The sequence below is a fragment of the Nonomuraea sp. NPDC004354 genome (assembly GCF_053602555.1).
In genome coordinates this window covers 262,139-280,774 of sequence record NZ_JBSGDV010000008.1, presented here as the reverse complement: position 1 = coordinate 280,774, position 18,636 = coordinate 262,139, and the positions used below count along the sequence as shown (strand labels likewise).

Below are 18,636 nucleotides of genomic sequence, written 5' to 3'. Positions count from 1 at the left end.
GGGCAGTCCTGATCGAACGGGCCGTCGTGAGCTGTCAGATCCGCGACGGCCGGGGCGGGCCCTCCGCCCGCGTGCCGAAGACGCGGCGTTCGAGGGCGTTGAAGGCGCGCCGGCGCAGCACCGCCGGGATGAGCTGGGTGCTCACGGCGCCGGCCGTCTGGTGGAGGTGGCGTCGCTCCTGCGCCGTCGCGAAGCGTTCGGCCCAGGAGGAGATCCAGTTGAGCCGGCGCCGGCTGATGCCCTCCCGCCAGCGATTGCCCGGGATCCGGTAGTCGGCCACGGAGACGTAGGTCGCGATGACCGGCAGGATGTCCTGCTCCTTGTGCAGCGTGTGCTCCTCGATCCGGTCGCCGAGCACCCTGAGGACCGAGGCGAGCGGCGCCACACCCGCGGCGGGGGAGTGCGCGAACCTCGCCGCGGCCGCCCGCGCCTCCTCCAGCAGCGGGGCCAGCGCCACCTGGTGGGCGAGGTACGGCTCCAGGCTGATGGCCCCGCCCGCGGACGTGGCGACGACCGGCCACAGGCTGCCGGACTCGTAGTCGTGGAACCGGGCGATCTCCTCGGTGAGGATCGCGATGTACTCGTGGATCGCGACAGCCCGCTCCGCCGGGATCGCCGCTCTGCCGTCCTTCAGTTCCGTGACGAGATCGGTGAGCCTGTGCAGATCCTCGCGCATGGCGCGATAGACGACCCGCAGGCCCGTGAGGTCAGGACGAGGATCACCCGTACGGCGACGACCGGCGATGCTGATGCGATCCATTCCTGGCGTCGTTGTCATGGGTGAGCCTCCATTCGTCTTCGGTCGTGCTTCGCAGGCGCCGAAGGGGGCGGCCGTGGCCGCCTGGGTTGCGGTTCGGTGCAGGCGCCGGGCAGCGGTAGATTCAGCGGAACCACTGACATCGGCGCGGATACGCCAGGCATGGGCGAGGCGCATAGCACGCGTTACGGATATGTGATATTTCAGTGGGGAGGGCCTGGCATGTCAAGCAGGCAATCAAGATCTTTGCAAAGAAACTTAACAGTGCCTGCTTGGCGGCCGTGCTCGGCCACGGGCCGCATCGCCGCGGGCATCGAGCCCGTCACCGGCGCGAGCGTCCAGCTCGTCACCTGCGTGGGCATTGCGCCCGTCACCTGCGCGGGCGTCCAGCTCGTCACTGCGCGGGCATCCAGCCCGTCACCGGCGTGGGCGGGTGCTTCCGAGCACGTGGCAGACGCGGCGGAAGGTGAAGCGGTCCAGCCGCTCGATGACGAAACCTGCCCCGTCGACGGTGCTCACGGTGTCGCGGGCGGGATGGCAGCCACCGGCCGCGCGTGACCAGAGGGGCGTGGCCAGGCCCTCGGCGAACGCCAGGATCGGGCTGGCCGACCGCTGGTGCTCGTAGAAGCGCAGCTGTCCGCCCGGGCGCAGCACCCGCCTGATCTCCGCGAGGGTTCGCTCCGGACGGGACGCGCAGCACAGGACCAGCGAGCAGACGACGCTGTCGCAGGAGGCGTCGGGGACGGGCAGCCGGTCCAGGTCACCGTCCAGGATGAGCACCGGTACGGGGGCCGCCGTCCGGGCCGCCGCGGCGCGGAGGAAGGCGTCCGGCTCCACCAGGATGATCTCGTCGACGCTCGGCGGGTAGCCGGCCAGCTTCACCCCGTCGCCCGCCCCGATCTCCAGCACGGTTCCGCTCAGCCCGGTCATCAGGAACTGCCGTTCCGGCGTCGGCCGGAGCTGGTCGTGGTAGCCGGTGCAGACCGGCCGGGGGTGGTGGAACTGCTCCATGCCACGTCCCAGCGATGCCCGCGTATCCGGGGGTCGGCTGCGCTCGGGGTTCCGCACCGTCACGGTCTCCTCCTGGTGTGGGATCACTCCCACTATCCGGCGCGGCGCGGATGGCGGGTGCCGCCGCTACGGGATGTTGACGGACGATCCGCGAATCCCTACGCGTGCCTGACGGGGCGCCGCCCGCCAGCCGTGCCGACCAGGCTCGGTGGCCGGGTGTCCGGTCGTGCCGACCATGGCCGGCGGTCGGGCGTCCGGTCGTGCCGACCAGCCCTGGCGGCCGGGGGTCCGGCGTCGTGCCGGGCACGCGGTAGGAGGCGGCCGGTCGGGGTCGCGGGTCAGCCCAGGACTTGCCTCTCCTCCGGCGCCGGTCCGTCGCCTCCGCGTGTGAGGGCTCTGGAGTACCGCGACGCCAGCGGTCCGGCGCTGAGGCCGTGCACCAGGACGCTCATGAGCACCGTCCCTCCGATGATGGCGACGGCCTGGTCGGCGGCGGGCCCGAGCTCCTCGACGGCGAGGAGCGCGAAGACCAGCGAGGCGAGCCCCCGCGGGCCGAACCAGCCGACGAACAGCACGGTGTTGCGGTCGAGGCCGGAGCCGGCGCAGGCCAGGGCGACGGGCACCATCCGCACGAGCGTGAGGCTCGCGATCGCGTACGCCACGAGGACGAGGTCGGCCCGGTCGATCATGGTCGGCACGGCGAACGCGCCGAACGCCAGCCAGACCAGCAGGGACACCAGGCTGCTGGTCTGCTCGACGAACACCAGCTCCTCGGGGCCGCGCCGGCCCGCCACCGCGCCGAAGGCGAGACCCGCGCAGAAGGCCGCGACGAACCCGTTGCCGTGGACCACGAGGGAGGCGGCGTAGGCGACCAGTGCCAGGGCGAGCACGGCGATGCCGGCGAAGTCCTCGGCGGCCCATCCCCGGCGTCGCGTCCACCGCAGCGCCCAGCCGCCGGCCAGGCCCACGCCGGCACCCACGGCCAGTCCGACGCCCAGCTCGGCGAGCGCCCCCCACAGGCCGGGCGCGCCTTCGACGCCCTCCGCCGACGCCGCGCCGGCGATCGCGAACATGACCACGGGCGTGACCATGCCGTCGTTGAGGCCGCTCTCGACGGTGATCAGCCGGCGGACGTCCACCGGCACGGCCGGGTTGGTGACGACCGGCAGCCCTAGGGCGGCGTCGGTCGGCGCCAGGGCGGCGCCCACCAGGAGGGCGAGCCAGATGCCAAGGCCGGGGAAGAACCAGTTCGCCAGCGCCCAGCCGGCGAGGATGGACAGCGGCAGCCCGACCGCCAGGAGGCGCAGATACCGGCCGAGGTCGCGACGCACCTGCGCGAGGGGGACGCCGGCCGCGTCGGAGAACAGCACCCACACCAGGGTGAACTCGACCAGGGGCTTGAACATCCGCGCTGCCTCGATCGGCGGGGCGACCAGGCCGACGGCGGCGAACAGCCAGCCGATCGCGACGAAGACGATCGGCGCGGTGAGATCAGCGCGCTGGAGGCGGGCCGACACGACGCCCCACAGGAAGATCGCCACGGTGACGATCAAGATCGCCGGCATGTCCACCAGGCACCCCCCGCCCGCGCACGCGTCCGGGTCGGACGGCGCCAGAGCCGCCGGGCGAGGAAGACCGCGCAGGTGCCCCGTGCCCGGTGAGGCCCAGTTTAGGACCGTGCTGTTCCGGGCGCGGGCGGGCTCGCCCGGAGACCCCGGCCCGGAGGAGTTCCTCCGAGGTCCCGGCCCGGTTCGGGGGAGGCCGTCCGGAGGCCGGTCACGCGGTCCTTGGTCAGGTCGAAGGCCGGGAGGCGGCGCCCGCCCGCCGTGAGGCTGATCACGCCCGTCGCGTCGACGGCGCCGACCCTGGCGGCGGACAGGCCGCGGGAGGTGAAGGCGCGCACGCAGGCGTCGGTCCGGCCGGGCTCGCAGGTCAGCAGGAAGCCGTAGCAGGGAAAGCACGTGCACCACCACGCCAGCGGCACGCCGCGGGGCGCGGGGAGCGCCTCCAGGCTCACGTCCGCGCCGAACCCGCCCCATTCGAGGAGCATCGCGAGGGAGCCGACCAGCCCGGCCATGCTGATGTCCTTGGCTGCCGCTGCCAGGCCCTCGCGCGCGATGCCGGCCAGGAGCCGGACGTCGCCGGCGAGCTCCTGGCCGCGCTCGTCGAAGGAGGGGAAGAACGGGAAGTCCTCCCGCATGACACCCTCGGTGCAGGCGGCCACGACCAGGTCCTGGCCGGCCCGGACGCGCGTGGCGGAGAGCAGGGCGTCCGCGGAGCCGACGGCGAAGGCGGAGATCGACGGGGCGGCCTCGGCGGAGATCGTGAGATGGCCGCCGACGATCGGGACGTCGTACAGGCGTGCGGCGTAGCGCATCCCCTCCAGGGCCGTGCGCGCGGTGGTCTCGTCCGCGACGATCGTGTCCACGATCCCCAGGGGCAGCCCGCCCATCGCGGCCACGTCGTTGACGTTGGTCAGCACGGCCGCCACACCCGCGCCATGGGGGTCGGCGCGGACGAACGGCGGCCACAGCGCCTCGCCGCAGGCGATGACCGTGCGGCCGTTCACGTCGACGGCGGCGCCGTCGTCGCCGGGCCCGTCCACCCAGCCGGAGGCGCCCAGCACCTCGGACACCAGCCCGATCGCACGTTTGGCGTGGATGGCCGGGCTTGTCGCCACTGCCGCGATGACGTCGTCGAGCTCGGCCATGACGGGCCACCTCTTGCCGGAACGGGCCGCCTCTTGTCGGAAAGTAAACGCAAATCGTAACATAGACAACGTGGGACCTGGTTTTCTCGAGCTACCCACCGTGGCGGGCCGTACCCACGTCTTGGACAGGGGCCTGGCCCCCGATGCCGTTGCCGGTCTGCTGGAGTTCACCGGCGAGCACGTCGACGTCTGGAAGTTCGGCTGGGGCATCGCCTACCTCGATCGCGGCCTCGACCGGAAGCTGCGGCTGCTGCGCGAGCACCGGGTCGTCAGCTGCCTCGGCGGCACCCTGCTCGAGATCGCCTGGGCTCAGGGCAGGGCGGAGGAGTGCCTGGCCTGGGCCGAGCGTGCCGGGCTCGACGCCGTGGAGGTCTCCCGCGGGGTCGTCGAGATGAGCCTGGACGACAAGCGCGAGCTCATCAAGACCGCCTGCCAGGCCTTCACCGTGTTCGCCGAGACGGGCCGCAAGGACGCCGGGGCCGCCGCGTCGGCCGCCGAATGGCAGGAGGAGATCGCCGAGGACCTGGCCGCCGGTGCCACGTGGGTGATCACCGAGGGCCGGGAGAGCGGCACGGTCGGCATCTACGACGGCTCGGGCCGTCCCCGGCAGGACATCGTCGAGGCCGCGGTCGGCGCCGCCGGTGTCGATCGGGTGATGTTCGAGGCGCCCCGCATGGCGCAGCAGGCGTGGCTGATCAACCGGTTCGGCCCCGGGGTCAACCTCGCCAACATCGCGCCCGACGACGTGCTCCCGCTGGCCACCCTGCGGCGGGGGCTGCGGGCGGACACCGCCGCGCTCTCCGTCACCTGACACCCGCCGTGACGCCTGCCATGACGCCCCACGAGACGACCGACGGGAGCCCCCACGAGACGACCGACGGGAGCCCCAACATGGTCCCGAGCGCCTACCGGGGCGTCTCCGTGGCCCAGGTCGACAGGCTGGACGAGCGGTTCTTCCTCGGCCGGGAGGCATACCGGCGCACGCGCTTCCTGGTGGTCCGCGACGCCCGGGGCGGCACGGCGCTGCTGCGGGTCGAGAAGGAGTCGGACGAGCCCCTCTTCTCGCCCGTCACGAGAGTCGAGGTGCTCGCGGCGCCGGAGGAGTGCGCGTACGTCGTGGCTCCGGAGGCCGATACGGCGGTGCCGTCCACGCTGGCGCGGGTCGCGCTGGCGCGGGCACCGGGCGCGCGGGCCGTGGTGGTCGAGGGCAGGTACGCGCACGTCAGCTTCATCGTGAACCCGGTCCCGTTGCGGCTGGCCGTACGGGAGATCGTTCCGCCGGAGCCGCCCAAGCTGCTCGACCAGGTGCGGCGCCTGCTCGAGGTGGCGGAGGACCTGCCGCCGATCGTGCCGGTGGCCGACACGGTCACCTTCGAGGAGCTCGCGGCGCGGGCCCCGGCCGGACGCTACCTGCTGCCGTGCGGCGGGTCCGGCGTGACGGTCGCCGGCACGCCGACCGCGTACCTGGACCGGCGGCCCGACCTCGCGAAATGGACCCTGCTCGGCTGCGCCAGGTCGCGCGAGATCCACCAGTGGTTCTACGGCGAGCCCGCGGCGGCCACGGTCGACATCTGTCCCAGGGCGCGCGCCGGCGACCCCGGCGTCCCGGCGCTGGCCAAGTGCTGCCTGCTCGAGGACCGGATCGAGCGGTCCGACGGGCTGGTGGTCGTGCCATGGGGCGCCACGCTCGGTCAGGTGCGCGCGGCGCTGGAGCACGTGGCGCGCGGGTGGGAGCCGTCATGGCAACCCGTCTGACCGAATCGCCGGAGTACGCCCACCTGTGGAGCACGCCGCGGCTCCGGGCCGTCTTCGACCAGCGGCTGCAGACCTGGCTGGACATCCTGGCGGCGCTGGCCGCCGCGCAGGCCGAGCTCGGCCTGATCCCGGCGCAGGCGGCCGGGCAGATCGCCGAACACGCCCGGGCGGAGCGCCTCGACCTGGCGTTCGTCGCCGCCGAGACCCGGCGGACCTCGCACTCCACGCTGGGACTCATCCGCGGCCTGCAACGGCTGCTGCCCGAGCCCGCGCGGGAGTACGTCTACTACGGAGCCACCGTCCAGGACCTCACCGACACCTGGTTCGGGCTGGTGATGCGGGATGTCGGCAGGCTCGTCCAGGACGACCTGGTCAGGACGCACGGGTCGCTGCTGCGGCTGGCGGCCCGGCACCGCGACACCGTCATGAGCGGACGCACGCACGGCCAGCCCGGCGCCCCGATCACCTTCGGGTTCAAGGCGGCGACCTGGGCGGACGAGGTGGCACGCCACATCGTCCGGCTCTCCGAGGGCGCCGGGCGGTGGTCGGTGGGCCAGCTGGCCGGGGCGGTCGGCGTGCTGGGCTTCTTCGAGCCGCACGGCCAGGAGCTGCGCGAGCGGTTCTGCGCCAGGCTCGGGCTGCGCGATCCGCTCGTCTCGTGGACCTCGGCGCGCGACCGCGTCGCGGAGTTCGGGACGGTGCTGAGCATGGTCGCGGCCACGCTCGCCCGCATCGGGAACGAGGTCTACGAGCTGCAGCGAGCCGAGATCGCGGAGCTGTCGGAGCGTACGGCGGAGGCCACCGTCGGCAGCATCACCATGCCGCACAAGCGCAACCCCGAGACCAGCGAGCATCTCGACACCCTGGCCAGGCTCGCCAGGGCGGCGGCGAGCGTCCTGGTCGAAGGGATGGCCGGCGGCCACGAGCGGGACGGGCGCGCCTGGAAGGCGGAATGGGCGGCGCTGCCCGACGTCGCGCTCGCGGCGGGCACGGCCGCCGCCCTGGCCGCCGACCTCGTCGACGGTCTCGTCGTCGACGCCGGGCGCATGGCGGACAACCTCGCAAGGACGGGCTGGGCGTCGGAACGCGTCCTGGCCGAGCTGTCGCGGCGGCTGGGCAAGCACCGGGCCCAGGACCTGCTGCACGAGGCGCTGCGCGCGGACGCCGACCTGGTGACGGCGCTGGCCTCCCGCGGCGTGGCCGACCCGGCCGACCTCGCTCGCTGGACCGCGCGCCCGGAACTCGCCACCGCGGCGGCCATGGTCGACGCGGTGGTCGCCCGGGGCACGCCGGAGGCGACGCGATGAGCCCTCCGCGCCGGCCCCTGGCCCTGCTGCCTACGCCGCTCCAGCGGCTGGCCGGCATGTACCTCAAGCGGGACGACCTGTGCGGGTTCGGGCTGGCCGGCGCCAAGGCGCGCGCCCTGGAGTATCTGCTCGGCGACGCCCTGGCGCGCGGGGCGGACGTGCTGGTCACGGGCGGTTCGCCGGCGTCCAACTTCGTCGCGGGGGCGGCGCTGGCGGCGTCGGTCTGCGGCCTGGACTGCGAGGTGCTGGTCGCCGGGACGGCAGGGGAGCAGCCGACCGCCACCGTGCGGATGGCACGGTGCGCCGGGGCGACGGTGCACTACACCGGCGCCGACCGGGACGCGCTCGACACGCTGATCGAGGAGCGCGCCGCGCACCTGCGCGAGCACGGGCGGGCCCCGTACGCGGTCCCCCGCGGCGGTGCCACGCCGGTCGGCGCGCTCGGCTTCGCCAGTGCCGCCGAGGAACTGGCCGCGCAGCTGCCCTTCGACGAGGCGGCCGTCGTGCTGCCGGTGGGATCGGGGGCGTCGATCGCCGGGTTGCTGGCCGGAAGGGCCGCCATCGGCGCCGGATGGCGTGTCTACGGCGTGTCGGTCAGCCGGCCGCTGCCCCGGATCCGGGACGAGATCCTCGGTCTGGTCGCCCGCATGGGCCACGAAGCGGTCACGAACTGGAAGCTGATCGACGCCACCGGGGCGGCGGGCGATCGGGACGGGCCCATCATGCTGGCCGCCCTGCGCGCCGACGGCGTGCTGTTCGACGCCAAGTACGGCACGAAGGCGCTGGCCGCCGTGGCGCGGCTGCGGCCCGACACGCACGCCCCCGTCGTGCTCTGGCACACCGGGGGCCTTCCCGCCGCGCTCGACCTGCTGGGGAGGGCGGCGACATGACCGGCGGGCCCGCGGAGGAACTGGTGGCGGCGGGCCATGCCTGGGAGGCGGCCGACGCCCCCTGGCTGCACGCCGCGCTGGGTCTCGCCGACCTGGCTCACGGCGTCGAGCTCGCCGACCGGGGCATCCTGCCGGAGCGGGTCCGCGGCCCGCTGCTGGGCGCGCTCCTCGACCTGGCCGCGATGCCCGCCGAGGCCGTCGGCTACGACCCCCGCAGGGGCGAGCCGTACATCTCCCGCGAACGGCACCTCACCGAGCGGATCGGCGACGACGCGGGGTGGCTGCGGGCCGGGCGGACCCGGCGCGAGGCCGTGCGCACCGCCTTCCGCATCCGGGTGCGCGGGCAGGTCCTCGAACTGGTCACCGCCGCCGCCGCCCTGGCCGCCACCCTCGCCGGCCAGGCGGAACGGCACCTGTCCACCCTGATGCCCGACTACACCTACCTCCAGCAGGCCCAGCCGACCACGTTCGGGCACTACCTGCTCTCCTTCGCCGACCCCGCGCTGCGCGACGCCGCCCGTCTGCTCGCCGAGTTCGGCCACGTCAACGCCGGCCCGGCCGGGTCGGGGGCGGCCAACGGCTCGAGCATCCTCGACGACCGTGACGCGACCGCCCGGGCGCTCGGCTTCGACCGCGCGATCACGCACACCCGCGACGCCATGTGGCAGACCGACCCGTTCACGCACGTCATGGCCGCGGCCACCAGCCTTCTCCTCACCCAGGACAAGCTGGCCGAAGACCTGGAGATCTTCGCCAGCGCCGAGTTCGGCTTCGTCGAGCTCGCCGAGGAGTACGGCCGGCCGAGCGTCGTCATGCCGCAGAAGCGCAACCCGTACGCCCTCACGGTCATCCGCGGCACGGCGGGCGTCATGCTCGGCCGCCTGACCGGCCTGACCGCCGTCGTCAAGACGCCGTCGGCCCGCAGCGACAACCTCATCTACCTGTACGGCGAGCTGCCGCGCGCCCTCGACGTCGCCCACCGGGCCACCCGCCTCACCACGGGAGTGATCCGCACGCTCGAGGCCGACGCCGCACGCATGCGCGAGGCCCTGGACCTCGGGTTCACCCAGGCCACCGACCTGGCGGAACTGCTCATGCGGTGCTTCGGCGCCGACTACCGCACCGCCCACCGGGTCGTCCGGCACGCCGTACGGCAGAGCGGGGCGCTGGACGCCGCGGCGATCGCGCGCGCGGCCGGGGAGGTCGTGGGTCGCCCCTGGCCGCTCGACGACGCGGAGCTGCGGGTGCGGCTCACGCCCGAGGCGCTGGTCGCCTCGCGCACCGCTCTGGGCGGAGCCGCGCCGCCGGCCATGATGCCGATGATCGAAGGGGTTCGCGACCGGGCCGCCGAGCTGTCCCAGGAGGCGGGGGCCCGCCGCGCGGCGCTCCGCGCGGCGGAGGAGGCGGTCCTGGCCCGCGCCGCGCGCCTGGCCGGACGCTGAGGAGGTGGCCACGATGGAGGTCGTCAACCTGGGGCTGCGGGTGTTCGCCGACGCGGTGGCGGCGCAGGGCGCGACCGTGGTCCACGTCGACGCCGGGCCGCCGGCGGGCGGCGATCCGGTGCTGGTGCGGGTGTTGACCGGCCTGTACGCCGCCGATCTGGACAGCGCGAACGCCGAGGTGGCGCGCAGGCTCGACAGGGAGGTTCCCTACGCGGTCGACGTCCGCCCGGCGGGGCAGGTCGTGCCCGGGATGGGCGACCGCATGATCCTGCACGCCGGGCCGCCGATCGCCTGGGAGGCGGTGTGCGATCCGCTGCGGCGGTCGATGCGGGCCGCGGTCGTGGCGGAGGGCTGGGCCGCCGACCTGGCCGGAGCCGAGCGGATGCTGGCCGGCGGGCAGGTCGAGCCGGCCTCGGCCAACGAGCACGACACCGTGGTGCCGCTGGCGACGGCGCTCGGGCCGAGCATGCCGGTCTGGGTGGTGGACGATCCCGCGGGCGGCACGCGCGCCTTCGCCCCCCTGGGGCAGGGGCCGGGCGACACGGCCTGGCTCGGCAGGGAGTCGGCCGCGGCCGTCGAGCGGCTCGTCTTCCTCCGTACGGTGGCCGGTCCGCTGCTCAGGGAGATCGTGGCGCGGATGGGGCCGATCGACGTGTTCGCGATCGCCGCCCAGGGCGTGCAGATGGGCGACGACGTGCACATGCGCGTGCAGGCGTCGACCAACCTGCTGCTGCGCTCGATGCTGCCGCAGATCGCCGCGCTCGACGACGCGGTGCCGCTGGCCGCGTACCTGTCGGCCAACCACCTGTTCTTCCTCACGCTGGCGATGGGCGGCGCGAAGGCGCTGACGCTGTCGGCCGAGCGCGTCGAGGGATCCAGCGTCGTCACGACGATGGCGCGCAACGGCACGACGTACGGCGTGAAGCTGGCGGGGGACCGGCGATGGTTCGTCGCCGGCAGCCCGCCGGTCGAGGCCGCGCTGTTCCACGCCGGGTACGGGCCGCGGGACGGCGCGCCCGACATCGGCGACAGCGCGGTGCTCGAACTGGTGGGGCTCGGCGGCGCGGCGACGGCGGGCGCGCCCGCGGTGGCGGCCTTCCTCGGCGGCTCGATGGCCGACGCCGCCCGCGTCACCGGCGACATGCGCCGGATCTGCGTGGCCGAGAGCACCAGGTTCAAGCTGCCCGTGACGGACTTCCGCGGCACGCCCCTGGGCGTGGACGTTCGCGAGGTGGTCGAGACCGGGATCACGCCACGCGTCAACACCGGCATCCTGCACGCCCGCGACGGGTCGGGCCAGATCGGCGCGGGCGTGGCGACGGCGCCCGCGGCGGCGTTCCGGGCGGCGCTGCTGGCGCTGGCGGAGGCGCGATGAGCACGCGCACGGTCGAGGCCCGGTGGCGGGGCGGCTACCGGGTCGACGTCACCGCCGGCTCCTTCCGGCTGCTGGTCGACGAGCCGGAGAGCGCGGGCGGCACCGACACCGGCCCGCAGCCCACCGACTACCTGCTGGCGGCCGTCGCGTCGTGCTTCGCGCTGGCGCTGGTGCACAGCGCCAGGAAGGTTGGCGAGGAGCCGGCCGCGCTCGACGTCAGCGTCACCGGGACCTACGAGGGGACCCGCTACAGCGACATCGCGATCGACGTCGTCTCCTCTTTCACCGACGAGCAGGCCGAGCACTTCGTCGAGGCCGCGCAGCGGGTCTGCTACGTCACCAACACGCTGCGCGTACCGCCGCGGATCACCGTCCGCCACACCACGGCCGGCTAGCCGTTGCGCAGCGCGATCCAGATCGCCCTGGCCGGCTGGTCGCCGTCGTTGGCCCAGCGGTGCGGCACCTCGCCGGAGAAGTGCAGGGAGTCACCCTCGGACAGCGGGAAGGTGTGATCGCCCACGCGGAAGGTCAGCGTGCCCTCGGTGACGTGGACCAGCTCCTCGCCCGGATGCTGCATGAGCTTGGCGCCGCTGGAGGCGCCGGGCGTGACCGTCGCCATGGCCGCCGCCGTCTGGAACTGCCGGTAGGAGCCGGTGATCCCGGCCAGCGCCAGGCCCTCGTGCGGCGTGTAGACGGTGGGGCGCCGATCGCGCGGGGTGTAGTGCACCGGCTCCGACGGCTGCTCGTCCTCCTCCACGAAGTACCGGACGGGGACGCCGAGCGCCGCTCCGAGCTTGAGCAGCGTGGTGATCGTCGGAACCATCCCGTTGCGCTCGATCTTGTGGATGGCGGCGGCGGACACGTCGCTGACGGCGGCCAGCTGTTGCAGGGATTGGCGCTGCGCCGTACGGAGCGCGCGCAGTTTGGGGCCGATCTGGCTGACGATCTCGTCGACCTGGTGACCCTCGGTCATGAAATCCCCTCGTCATTGCCATCACGAAGCGCCATGCAGGATAGTCAACGTGAAGTCCTCTATAATGTACGAATATTGTGCCGTACGGGCGGGAGTCGAGTCCATGGCACGGAGGACGGTTGTCATAGGCGGGGGCGCCGCCGGCATCGGTGCGGCGGGGGCGGCGAAGGCCGCTGCGCCGGCGGCGGAAGTGATCGTCTACACCGCGTTCGAGGACGTGGGATACAGCCCGTGCGGCATCCCGTACGTGCACGGCAGGGAGATCCCCGACTTCGCGTCGCTGTTCCTGGCCGAGAAGCAGGCCTACGTCGACGCGGGCATCGACGTCAGGTACGAGACGACGGTGCTGGGCTTCGACCCGGCGGCCCGGACCGTCCAGGTCGAGGGGCAGGGCGAGGGCCCGGTCGAGGTCGGCTACGACGCGCTGGTCATCGCCACCGGCTTCGACTACGAACCCCCCGGCGTGCCAGGCGAGGATCTCAGCGGCCTGTACTACGTCAAGAACATCCGCAGGGCCATGGAGTGGGACAAGATCCTCGACAGCGTACGGCACGCGGTCGTCGTCGAAGCCTCCCCGCTCGGCCTGGAGATGGTGACCGCCCTGGCCCACCGCGGCATCGACACGCACGTCGTCGACCCGCACCCGTGGGCGCTCGGCGAGCTGTGCGATCCCGACATCGTCGCCCCCGTGCAGGAGTCCTGGGCCGACATGGGCGTGACGATGCACTGGAACACCACGCTCCGCGGCTTCGCAGGCGACCGCGAGGGGCACGTCAGAGCCGTGGCGACCAGCGGCGGCGAGCTGCCCGCCGAACTGGTCGTGGTGGCCACGCACAAGGTGGCCAACACCGCGCTGGCCGTGGCCGCCGGGCTCAGGACGGGCATGACGGGAGGGCTGGTCGTCGACGACCACATGCGCACGTCGGCGCCGGACGTCTGGGCCGCGGGCGACGTCTGCGAGATCCCGCACGGGCTGGGCGGGCTGCCCCTGCAGGGCCTGACCGGCAGCCACGCCTACGCCCAGGGCAAGGTGGCGGGCACCAACGCCGCGGGCGGGGACCGCGCCTACCAGCCGGTCTACGTGCCGTGGGGGATGGTCGCGGGCACGTGGATGATCGGCGGGGCCGCGCTGGGCGAGGTGACGGCCACCGCGCTGGGCGTCCCGCACGTGGTCGGCAAGGCGACCGGCATCTCGCGGGCGCGCTACTTCCCCGGTGTCCGGCCGGTCACGGTCAAGCTCCTGGCCGAGCCGCGGACGCTGCGCCTGATCGGCGCGCAGATGGTCGGCGGCGAGGGGATCAAGGAGCGGGCCGACTTCCTGGCGCTGGCCGTCAGGAAGGGCATCACCCTGCGCGACCTGGCGTCGATGGAGAACGTCTACTCGCCGCCGATCGGCGCGCTCAACGAGCCCATCGTGACGGCCGCGCAAGCCGGGGTGGCGACGTGATCAGCCGATGGCTGCGCGAGAACGCCCAGCAGTGCCTCCTCAGGGACGCGCAGGCACGGGTGGCGCGCGCCCACGGCACCGCCCCGCCGCCGGCCCGCGGCTCCTTCTTCTGGCGCAGGATCTTCGTCCCGGTCTACCGGCTCACGCCGTGGCCGGTCCGCCGCAGGGTGCTGGCCGCCATGCCCGGCAGCCACCGCCGCCACTGGCCCGGGCCGACGACGCCTGCCGGCCCCGCCGTCTAGTCAAGGCCGTCTAGTCAAGGAGGTCACCATGCCGAAGACCGTCACCACCGAGCTGCCAGCCGAAGGCGAGACCCTGTACGACACCGAAGAGAAGGTGTTCACCGACGTCAGGGCCGAGGCGGGGCAGAAGGCCTACGTCTTCATCCACACCGTCCCGTACGAGGGTTCGGTGGCCCTGGTCAACCTGCTCACCTCGACGCGCCTGGTACGCAAGGGCTTCGACGTGCGCATCATCCTGTACGGCCCGGGCGTGCTGCTGGCGTCGGGCACGCGGGGTTACCCCGGCGTCGGCCAGGAAGCCTTCCCCGGGCACCTCGCGATCAACAACCAGATCAAGACCCTCATCAAGGAAGGCGCCACGATCTACGCCTGCCGGTTCGCGATGGGCGCCCTGTACGGCTTCCGCGAGGACGACCTGATCCCCGGCGTGACGCCGTTCAACCCGCTCGACGTGCTCGACGCCGCGCTCACCGCGTGGAAGGAAGGCGCGTTCCAGCTGAACACCTGGACGGTCTAGCGCCCGCCCGCTGCCGGGGTGCGGGCGCGCCCCACCCGGCGGGGCGGCTGGGAGGCGACGATGAACAAGGCCACCGGCATCAGCAAGGCCACCGGGATCCACGACATGGGGGGCACCGAGGGCTGGGGACGGGCGCCCGTCCCCGCCCCGGACGAGCCGGTCTTCGCCGAGCCCTGGCAGGCCAGGGCCTTCGCGCTGGCCCTGCTGTCGATGCGGCTGTCGGGGACGAACCTCGACGCCTTCCGGCACGCGATGAACCGGCTCGACCGGCCGGACTACCTGGACGACGGCTACTACGGCCGGTGGCTGCACGGCGCGGAGAACCTGCTCCTCGACAGTTCGATCATCGCGCCGGGGACCGTGGAGGCGCGGGCCGCCAACCTGTCGGGGGGCACGGCCGAGGAGCCGGGTCCGCCGGAGCCGACCAGGCCGGACTACGCACCGACCGCCGCGGGCTCCCTGCGGGAGGTGTCGTCGGCGCCCCGGTTCGCGGTGGGCGCCGCCGTACGGGCCAGGACCTTCGACCCGCCGGGGCACACGCGGCTGCCGCGGTACGTGATGGGGCACACGGGCACCGTGGTGATCGTCCAGCCCGCGCAGGTCCTGCCCGACACCAACGCCCACTTCCAGGGCGAGAACCCGCAGTGGGTGTACACGGTGCGCTTCACCTCGGCCGAGCTGTTCGGCGCGGACGCCGAGCCGTCCGCGCTCAACGTCGACCTCTACGAGGACTACCTGGAGGAGGCGCCATGACGGACGAACGGGTGCCGATCGAGCTGCGCGTCGAGGCGCTGGAACAGCTGCTGGTCGAGCGCGGCCTGGTCGATTCCGCGGTCATGGACAAGTACATCGCGATGTACGAGAGGGACGTCGGGCCGCTGAACGGCGCGCACGTGGTGGCCAGGGCGTGGACGGATCCCGGATACAAGGAGCGGCTGCTGGCCGACGGCACCGCCGCCGTCGCCGAGCTCGGCTACAAGGGACCGCAGGGCGAGCACATCGTGGTCCTGGAGAACACGCCCGCCGTCCACAACGTGGTGGTCTGCACGCTGTGCTCCTGCTATCCCTGGCCGCTGCTCGGGCTGCCGCCCTCCTGGTACAAGGACCCCGCCTACCGGTCCAGGATGGTCCGCGAGCCGCGCGCCGTCCTGGCCGAGATGGGGCTGCGGCTGCCGGAGGACGTCGAGGTCCGGGTGTGGGACAGCAGCTCGGAGGTGCGCTACTTCGTGCTCCCCGCCCGGCCGGCCGGGACCGAAGGGCTCCCGGAGGACCAGCTCGTGCCGCTCGTCACGCGCGACGCGATGGTGGGCGTGGCGCAGGTGACGCCATGACGCTCCCCATTCAGCTGGACGTCGGCAGCCCGGCGGCGCCGCCGCGCTCGAACGGCGAGCTGGTGTTCGCCGAGCCGTGGGAGGGCAGGGCGTTCGGCCTGGCCGTGGCGTCCTGCGAGGCGGGCGCCTTCACCTGGGAGGACTTCCGCCAGGCGCTGATCGCGCGGATCGCGGCCCGGCCGCAGGCCCCGTACTACGTCTGCTGGTTCGAGGCGCTGGAACGGGTGCTCGCGGTCGAGGGGCAGGTCCGCGAGCGGGCGGCGCTCCTCGCCGCCCGCCCCGCCGGCCACGATCACGCGATGGACCGATAGATCTCGGCGTGCCGGGCGGCGGTGGCCGCCCAGGTGAAGCGCGGCACGACCCGGCGGCCACCTTCGACCAGGACGGCGCGCAGCGCCTCGTCGGCCATGATCCGCTCCAGCGCCGCCGCGAGGGCCTCGGGGTCGCCCACGGCGGGCAGCAGCGCGTCCACGCCGTCGGTGAGGAACTCGCGGAACACCGGCAGGTCGCTGGCCACGACCGGCAGGCCGCAGGCCTGCGCCTCCAGCGGGACCAGGCCGAACCCCTCCTCGATCGAGGGGTACACCAGGGCGTCGGCGCTGCGGTACCACGCCGCCAGCAGTTCCTCGGAGACCGTCCCCACCTGGACCACGTCCAGGCCGAGGCCGTCCAGCAGCGCCAGCGCGTCGCGGCGGTAGGTCTCGTAGTCGCGGAAGGACTGGCCGCCCAGGATCGCCAGCACCGGCCGCTTCTCCCGCAGCAGGGCCAGCGCGCGGAACAGCGTCGTGCTGCCCTTGCGCGGCTCGATGCCGCCGACGGCCAGGAGCAGGAACCGGTCCGCCGCGCCGACGGAGGCGCGCAGGCCGGCCCGCCGCCGCGCGCTGACCGGCGGGAACCTGGCAGGGTCGACGCCGTTGCGCACGACCTGGGCGCGGACCCCGAACTCCTGGAGCAGCACGCGGCGCCAGTGCTCGCTGACGACCAGAACGTGGTCCGGCTCCAGGATCGCCCGGCGCTGGCAGTCGACGAGGGCCGGCGTGGTGAAGTCGTCGACGTGGTGGACGGTGCGCACCACCCGCTGGTGCACCTGCGGCGCGGCCCGGCCGGTGATGCAGTCCTGGGCGTGCAGGACGTCGAAGTCGCCGGCCACCTTCGCCAGCCCCGAGACCATCGCCTGCACCGAGGCGAAGACCTTCTCCTCCAGGGAGTCGCCGGCGACCGTGACAGGGAACAGCGTGAACGGCACCCTCAGCGGGCGGAAGAAGCCCTCGCTGCCCAGGGCGAAGACGTGCACGTCGACCCCCAGGTCCGCCAGCGCCTCGGCCAGCGCGAGGGTGTGGACGACCCCACCGCGGGGCTTGGTGGAGTAGGTGAGGAGCGCGACACGCCTCATGAGGCGCTCCCGCCGCGGGCGATCGCCGCCGCGGCGCGGGCCGCGTCGGCGGCGGTCTCGGTGACGACGCATCCGGCTTCGGTGAGCGCGCGTACCTGCTCGTCGAATCCCTGCGGATCGCGCGCTGTGCCCAGGACGTGGGCGACGACCTGCGGGCCGTCCAGGCGGGCCAGCTCCGGTGCCAGGATCCCCGCCGGGTCGGGATGCGCGCCATGGCCGAGCACCACGTCGAGCAGCACCACGGCGACGTCGGGCCCGCTCTCGCGGAGCAGTTCGAGGCGCGCCCCCGGGTCGATCATCGGATGCGGCCGGCCCCTGGTGTACTCCTCCTCGCCCAGGTCCAGGCAGACGTGGGAACCCGGTGGCGCCGGCAGGCGGCATTCCGGGTCGATCGGGGTGTTGGACCAGATGGGGCCGAGGATGCCGCTCAGCACCGCGATGGCCTCGTAGCAGAGCGATCCGCCGGAGAACAGCCCGCGCACCGTGGTGCGCCCCGGTGCCCGCTGGGAGGCGGCCACGTCCACGCTCGGGCCGTGCCGCCGGTCGAAGGACGGCACCGGCCTGCCCAGCAGCTCGAGCGCCCTGCCCACGCCGCCTTCGAGCGTCTCGCCGGCCACTCCGAGCAGGGCCGTGACCATCGCCGTCGTGCGCGCGGCCGCCATCACACGCCGCATCACCCGCTCGTCGGGCGGTTTGGACACCAGGAGGATCAGCTCCGTCGAAGCGTCCTCGTCGAGCCTCCTGACGGCCTGCGCCGCCATGCGCCCGCCCACCTCGGCGGTCAGGTCGCGCCCGCCCAGGCCGACGACCTGCGACACGCCGACACCGGCCCGGTCGAGCAGGCACATGACCTCCTGCGCCCCGGTGCCCGCCGCCGCGACGATCCCCACCGGCCCGGGCCGCACCACGTTGGCGAACCCCAGCCCCACGCCGTCGATCACGGCCGTGCCGGCGCCGGGGCCCATGAGCAGGCGGCCCCGCCGTACCGCGTGGTCCTTCAGCGCGATCTCGTCGGCGACCGAGACGTTGTCGCTGAACAGCAGCACGTCCAGGCCGCGACCGAGGGCCTTGTGCGCGTGCAGGGCGGCGTAGTCGCCGGGAACGGAGACGACCGCCACGGTGCTGCCCGGCCGGCGCTCCAGCGCCTCCGCCAGCGAGCGCGGGTGCTGCTCGGCCGGCCCGCTCTCGCGGGGGCCGGACATCGCCCGCTCACCTTCCGCGAAGGCGGCCTCCGGGTCGCTCGCCCGCACCGCGAGCACCAGGTCGTACGGCGACGCCTCCGGCGGGTCGAACCCCTCCTGCCGCAGCGCGTCGAGGTTGGCCGCGGTCGCCATCACGGCCGTCGCCCATTCGACGCCGTCGGCGCCGCGCATCGCCCGGGCGCCGAGGAGCTGCAGGACCGAGTCCAGGTAGGTGTCGCGCAGCACGCGCACGGCCGGCTTCACGCCGCCCCCGCCCGTCCCCGGCGCGTGGAGGCGTCGCCGCC

At 73.9% G+C, this 18,636-nt stretch carries 20 protein-coding genes; 13 read left to right on the top strand and 7 right to left on the bottom strand.

The genetic code is table 11. The features are described from left to right. Nucleotides 1-34: 34 nt before the first annotated feature. The 4 genes from ACWENQ_RS23970 to ACWENQ_RS23955 form a co-directional block, all read right to left on the bottom strand. A complete protein-coding gene (locus ACWENQ_RS23970; RefSeq protein WP_449923783.1) occupies nt 35-778 on the bottom strand; it encodes a hemerythrin domain-containing protein in 744 nt (247 codons plus the stop codon). Between the two features lie 396 nt (nt 779-1,174). Beyond that, a complete protein-coding gene (locus ACWENQ_RS23965; protein WP_452416224.1) occupies nt 1,175-1,768 on the bottom strand; it encodes a class I SAM-dependent methyltransferase in 594 nt (197 codons plus the stop codon). A gap of 338 nt (nt 1,769-2,106) precedes the next feature. Continuing rightward, nucleotides 2,107-3,333, bottom strand: a complete 1,227-nt coding sequence (locus ACWENQ_RS23960; RefSeq protein WP_449923774.1) for a cation:proton antiporter domain-containing protein — start codon at nt 3,331-3,333, stop codon at nt 2,107-2,109. Between the two features lie 104 nt (nt 3,334-3,437). Continuing rightward, complete coding sequence (locus ACWENQ_RS23955; protein WP_452416222.1) at nt 3,438-4,478, bottom strand: AIR synthase related protein; 1,041 nt, start codon at nt 4,476-4,478, stop codon at nt 3,438-3,440. 70 nt (nt 4,479-4,548) lie between these two features. Between ACWENQ_RS23955 and ACWENQ_RS23950 the strand changes: the two genes are divergently transcribed. Genes ACWENQ_RS23950 through ACWENQ_RS23920 form a run of 7 tightly spaced genes read left to right on the top strand, consistent with a single transcriptional unit; the run spans nt 4,549 to nt 11,642 of the window. Continuing rightward, nucleotides 4,549-5,289: a phosphosulfolactate synthase gene (locus tag ACWENQ_RS23950; protein ID WP_452416220.1), complete on the top strand. Its 741-nt coding sequence runs from the start codon at nt 4,549-4,551 to the stop codon at nt 5,287-5,289. A 20-nt stretch (nt 5,290-5,309) separates the two neighbouring features. After that, the gene (locus tag ACWENQ_RS23945) at nt 5,310-6,233 is read left to right on the top strand and encodes a DUF7714 family protein (RefSeq protein ID WP_452416219.1); all 924 of its coding nucleotides are present in this window, start codon (nt 5,310-5,312) and stop codon (nt 6,231-6,233) included. Beyond that, nucleotides 6,218-7,540 (top strand): lyase family protein, encoded by a 1,323-nt coding sequence (locus ACWENQ_RS23940; RefSeq protein WP_452416217.1) that lies wholly within the window; start codon nt 6,218-6,220, stop codon nt 7,538-7,540. The genes ACWENQ_RS23945 and ACWENQ_RS23940 overlap by 16 nt, the downstream gene beginning before the upstream one ends. Then, nucleotides 7,537-8,430, top strand: a complete 894-nt coding sequence (locus ACWENQ_RS23935; protein ID WP_452416216.1) for a 1-aminocyclopropane-1-carboxylate deaminase/D-cysteine desulfhydrase — start codon at nt 7,537-7,539, stop codon at nt 8,428-8,430. Before ACWENQ_RS23940 ends, ACWENQ_RS23935 begins: the two co-directional genes overlap by 4 nt. After that, entirely contained in the window at nt 8,427-9,872 is a 1,446-nt protein-coding gene (locus ACWENQ_RS23930) for an argininosuccinate lyase (RefSeq protein ID WP_452416215.1), read from the top strand. The genes ACWENQ_RS23935 and ACWENQ_RS23930 overlap by 4 nt, the downstream gene beginning before the upstream one ends. 13 nt (nt 9,873-9,885) lie before the next feature. After that, entirely contained in the window at nt 9,886-11,247 is a 1,362-nt protein-coding gene (locus tag ACWENQ_RS23925) for an oxamate carbamoyltransferase subunit AllG family protein (protein WP_452416214.1), read from the top strand. Next, nucleotides 11,244-11,642, top strand: a complete 399-nt coding sequence (locus tag ACWENQ_RS23920) for an OsmC family protein (protein ID WP_452416212.1) — start codon at nt 11,244-11,246, stop codon at nt 11,640-11,642. The genes ACWENQ_RS23925 and ACWENQ_RS23920 overlap by 4 nt, the downstream gene beginning before the upstream one ends. On the opposite strand, the gene ACWENQ_RS23915 is transcribed toward ACWENQ_RS23920, so the two are convergent. Continuing rightward, nucleotides 11,639-12,220 (bottom strand): cupin domain-containing protein, encoded by a 582-nt coding sequence (locus ACWENQ_RS23915; RefSeq protein ID WP_449923750.1) that lies wholly within the window; start codon nt 12,218-12,220, stop codon nt 11,639-11,641. The genes ACWENQ_RS23920 and ACWENQ_RS23915 overlap by 4 nt on opposite strands. A gap of 103 nt (nt 12,221-12,323) precedes the next feature. Here ACWENQ_RS23915 and ACWENQ_RS23910 point away from each other — a divergent pair, with 103 nt between their 5' ends. Genes ACWENQ_RS23910 through ACWENQ_RS23885 form a run of 6 tightly spaced genes read left to right on the top strand, consistent with a single transcriptional unit; the run spans nt 12,324 to nt 16,068 of the window. Continuing rightward, entirely contained in the window at nt 12,324-13,667 is a 1,344-nt protein-coding gene (locus ACWENQ_RS23910; RefSeq protein ID WP_452416210.1) for an FAD-dependent oxidoreductase, read from the top strand. Then, nucleotides 13,664-13,909 carry a hypothetical protein gene (locus ACWENQ_RS23905; protein WP_354917628.1) on the top strand — a complete coding sequence of 82 codons (246 nt, stop codon included), beginning with the start codon at nt 13,664-13,666 and terminating at the stop codon, nt 13,907-13,909. Before ACWENQ_RS23910 ends, ACWENQ_RS23905 begins: the two co-directional genes overlap by 4 nt. 28 nt (nt 13,910-13,937) lie before the next feature. Further along, nucleotides 13,938-14,426 carry an MSMEG_0572/Sll0783 family nitrogen starvation response protein gene (locus tag ACWENQ_RS23900; protein ID WP_449923745.1) on the top strand — a complete coding sequence of 163 codons (489 nt, stop codon included), beginning with the start codon at nt 13,938-13,940 and terminating at the stop codon, nt 14,424-14,426. Between the two features lie 60 nt (nt 14,427-14,486). After that, entirely contained in the window at nt 14,487-15,179 is a 693-nt protein-coding gene (nthB, locus tag ACWENQ_RS23895) for a nitrile hydratase subunit beta (protein ID WP_452416208.1), read from the top strand. Continuing rightward, nucleotides 15,176-15,757, top strand: coding sequence for a nitrile hydratase subunit alpha (nthA, locus tag ACWENQ_RS23890; protein WP_449923741.1), 582 nt, complete (start codon nt 15,176-15,178; stop codon nt 15,755-15,757). Before nthB ends, nthA begins: the two co-directional genes overlap by 4 nt. Continuing rightward, nucleotides 15,754-16,068: a nitrile hydratase accessory protein gene (locus ACWENQ_RS23885; RefSeq protein WP_449923738.1), complete on the top strand. Its 315-nt coding sequence runs from the start codon at nt 15,754-15,756 to the stop codon at nt 16,066-16,068. The genes nthA and ACWENQ_RS23885 overlap by 4 nt, the downstream gene beginning before the upstream one ends. Here ACWENQ_RS23885 and ACWENQ_RS23880 read toward each other — a convergent pair. Then, nucleotides 16,050-17,150, bottom strand: coding sequence for an MSMEG_0565 family glycosyltransferase (locus ACWENQ_RS23880; RefSeq protein WP_452416206.1), 1,101 nt, complete (start codon nt 17,148-17,150; stop codon nt 16,050-16,052). The genes ACWENQ_RS23885 and ACWENQ_RS23880 overlap by 19 nt on opposite strands. Then, nucleotides 17,147-18,595 (bottom strand): FdrA family protein, encoded by a 1,449-nt coding sequence (locus ACWENQ_RS23875; RefSeq protein WP_452416205.1) that lies wholly within the window; start codon nt 18,593-18,595, stop codon nt 17,147-17,149. Before ACWENQ_RS23875 ends, ACWENQ_RS23880 begins: the two co-directional genes overlap by 4 nt. Nucleotides 18,596-18,636 lie beyond the last annotated feature (41 nt).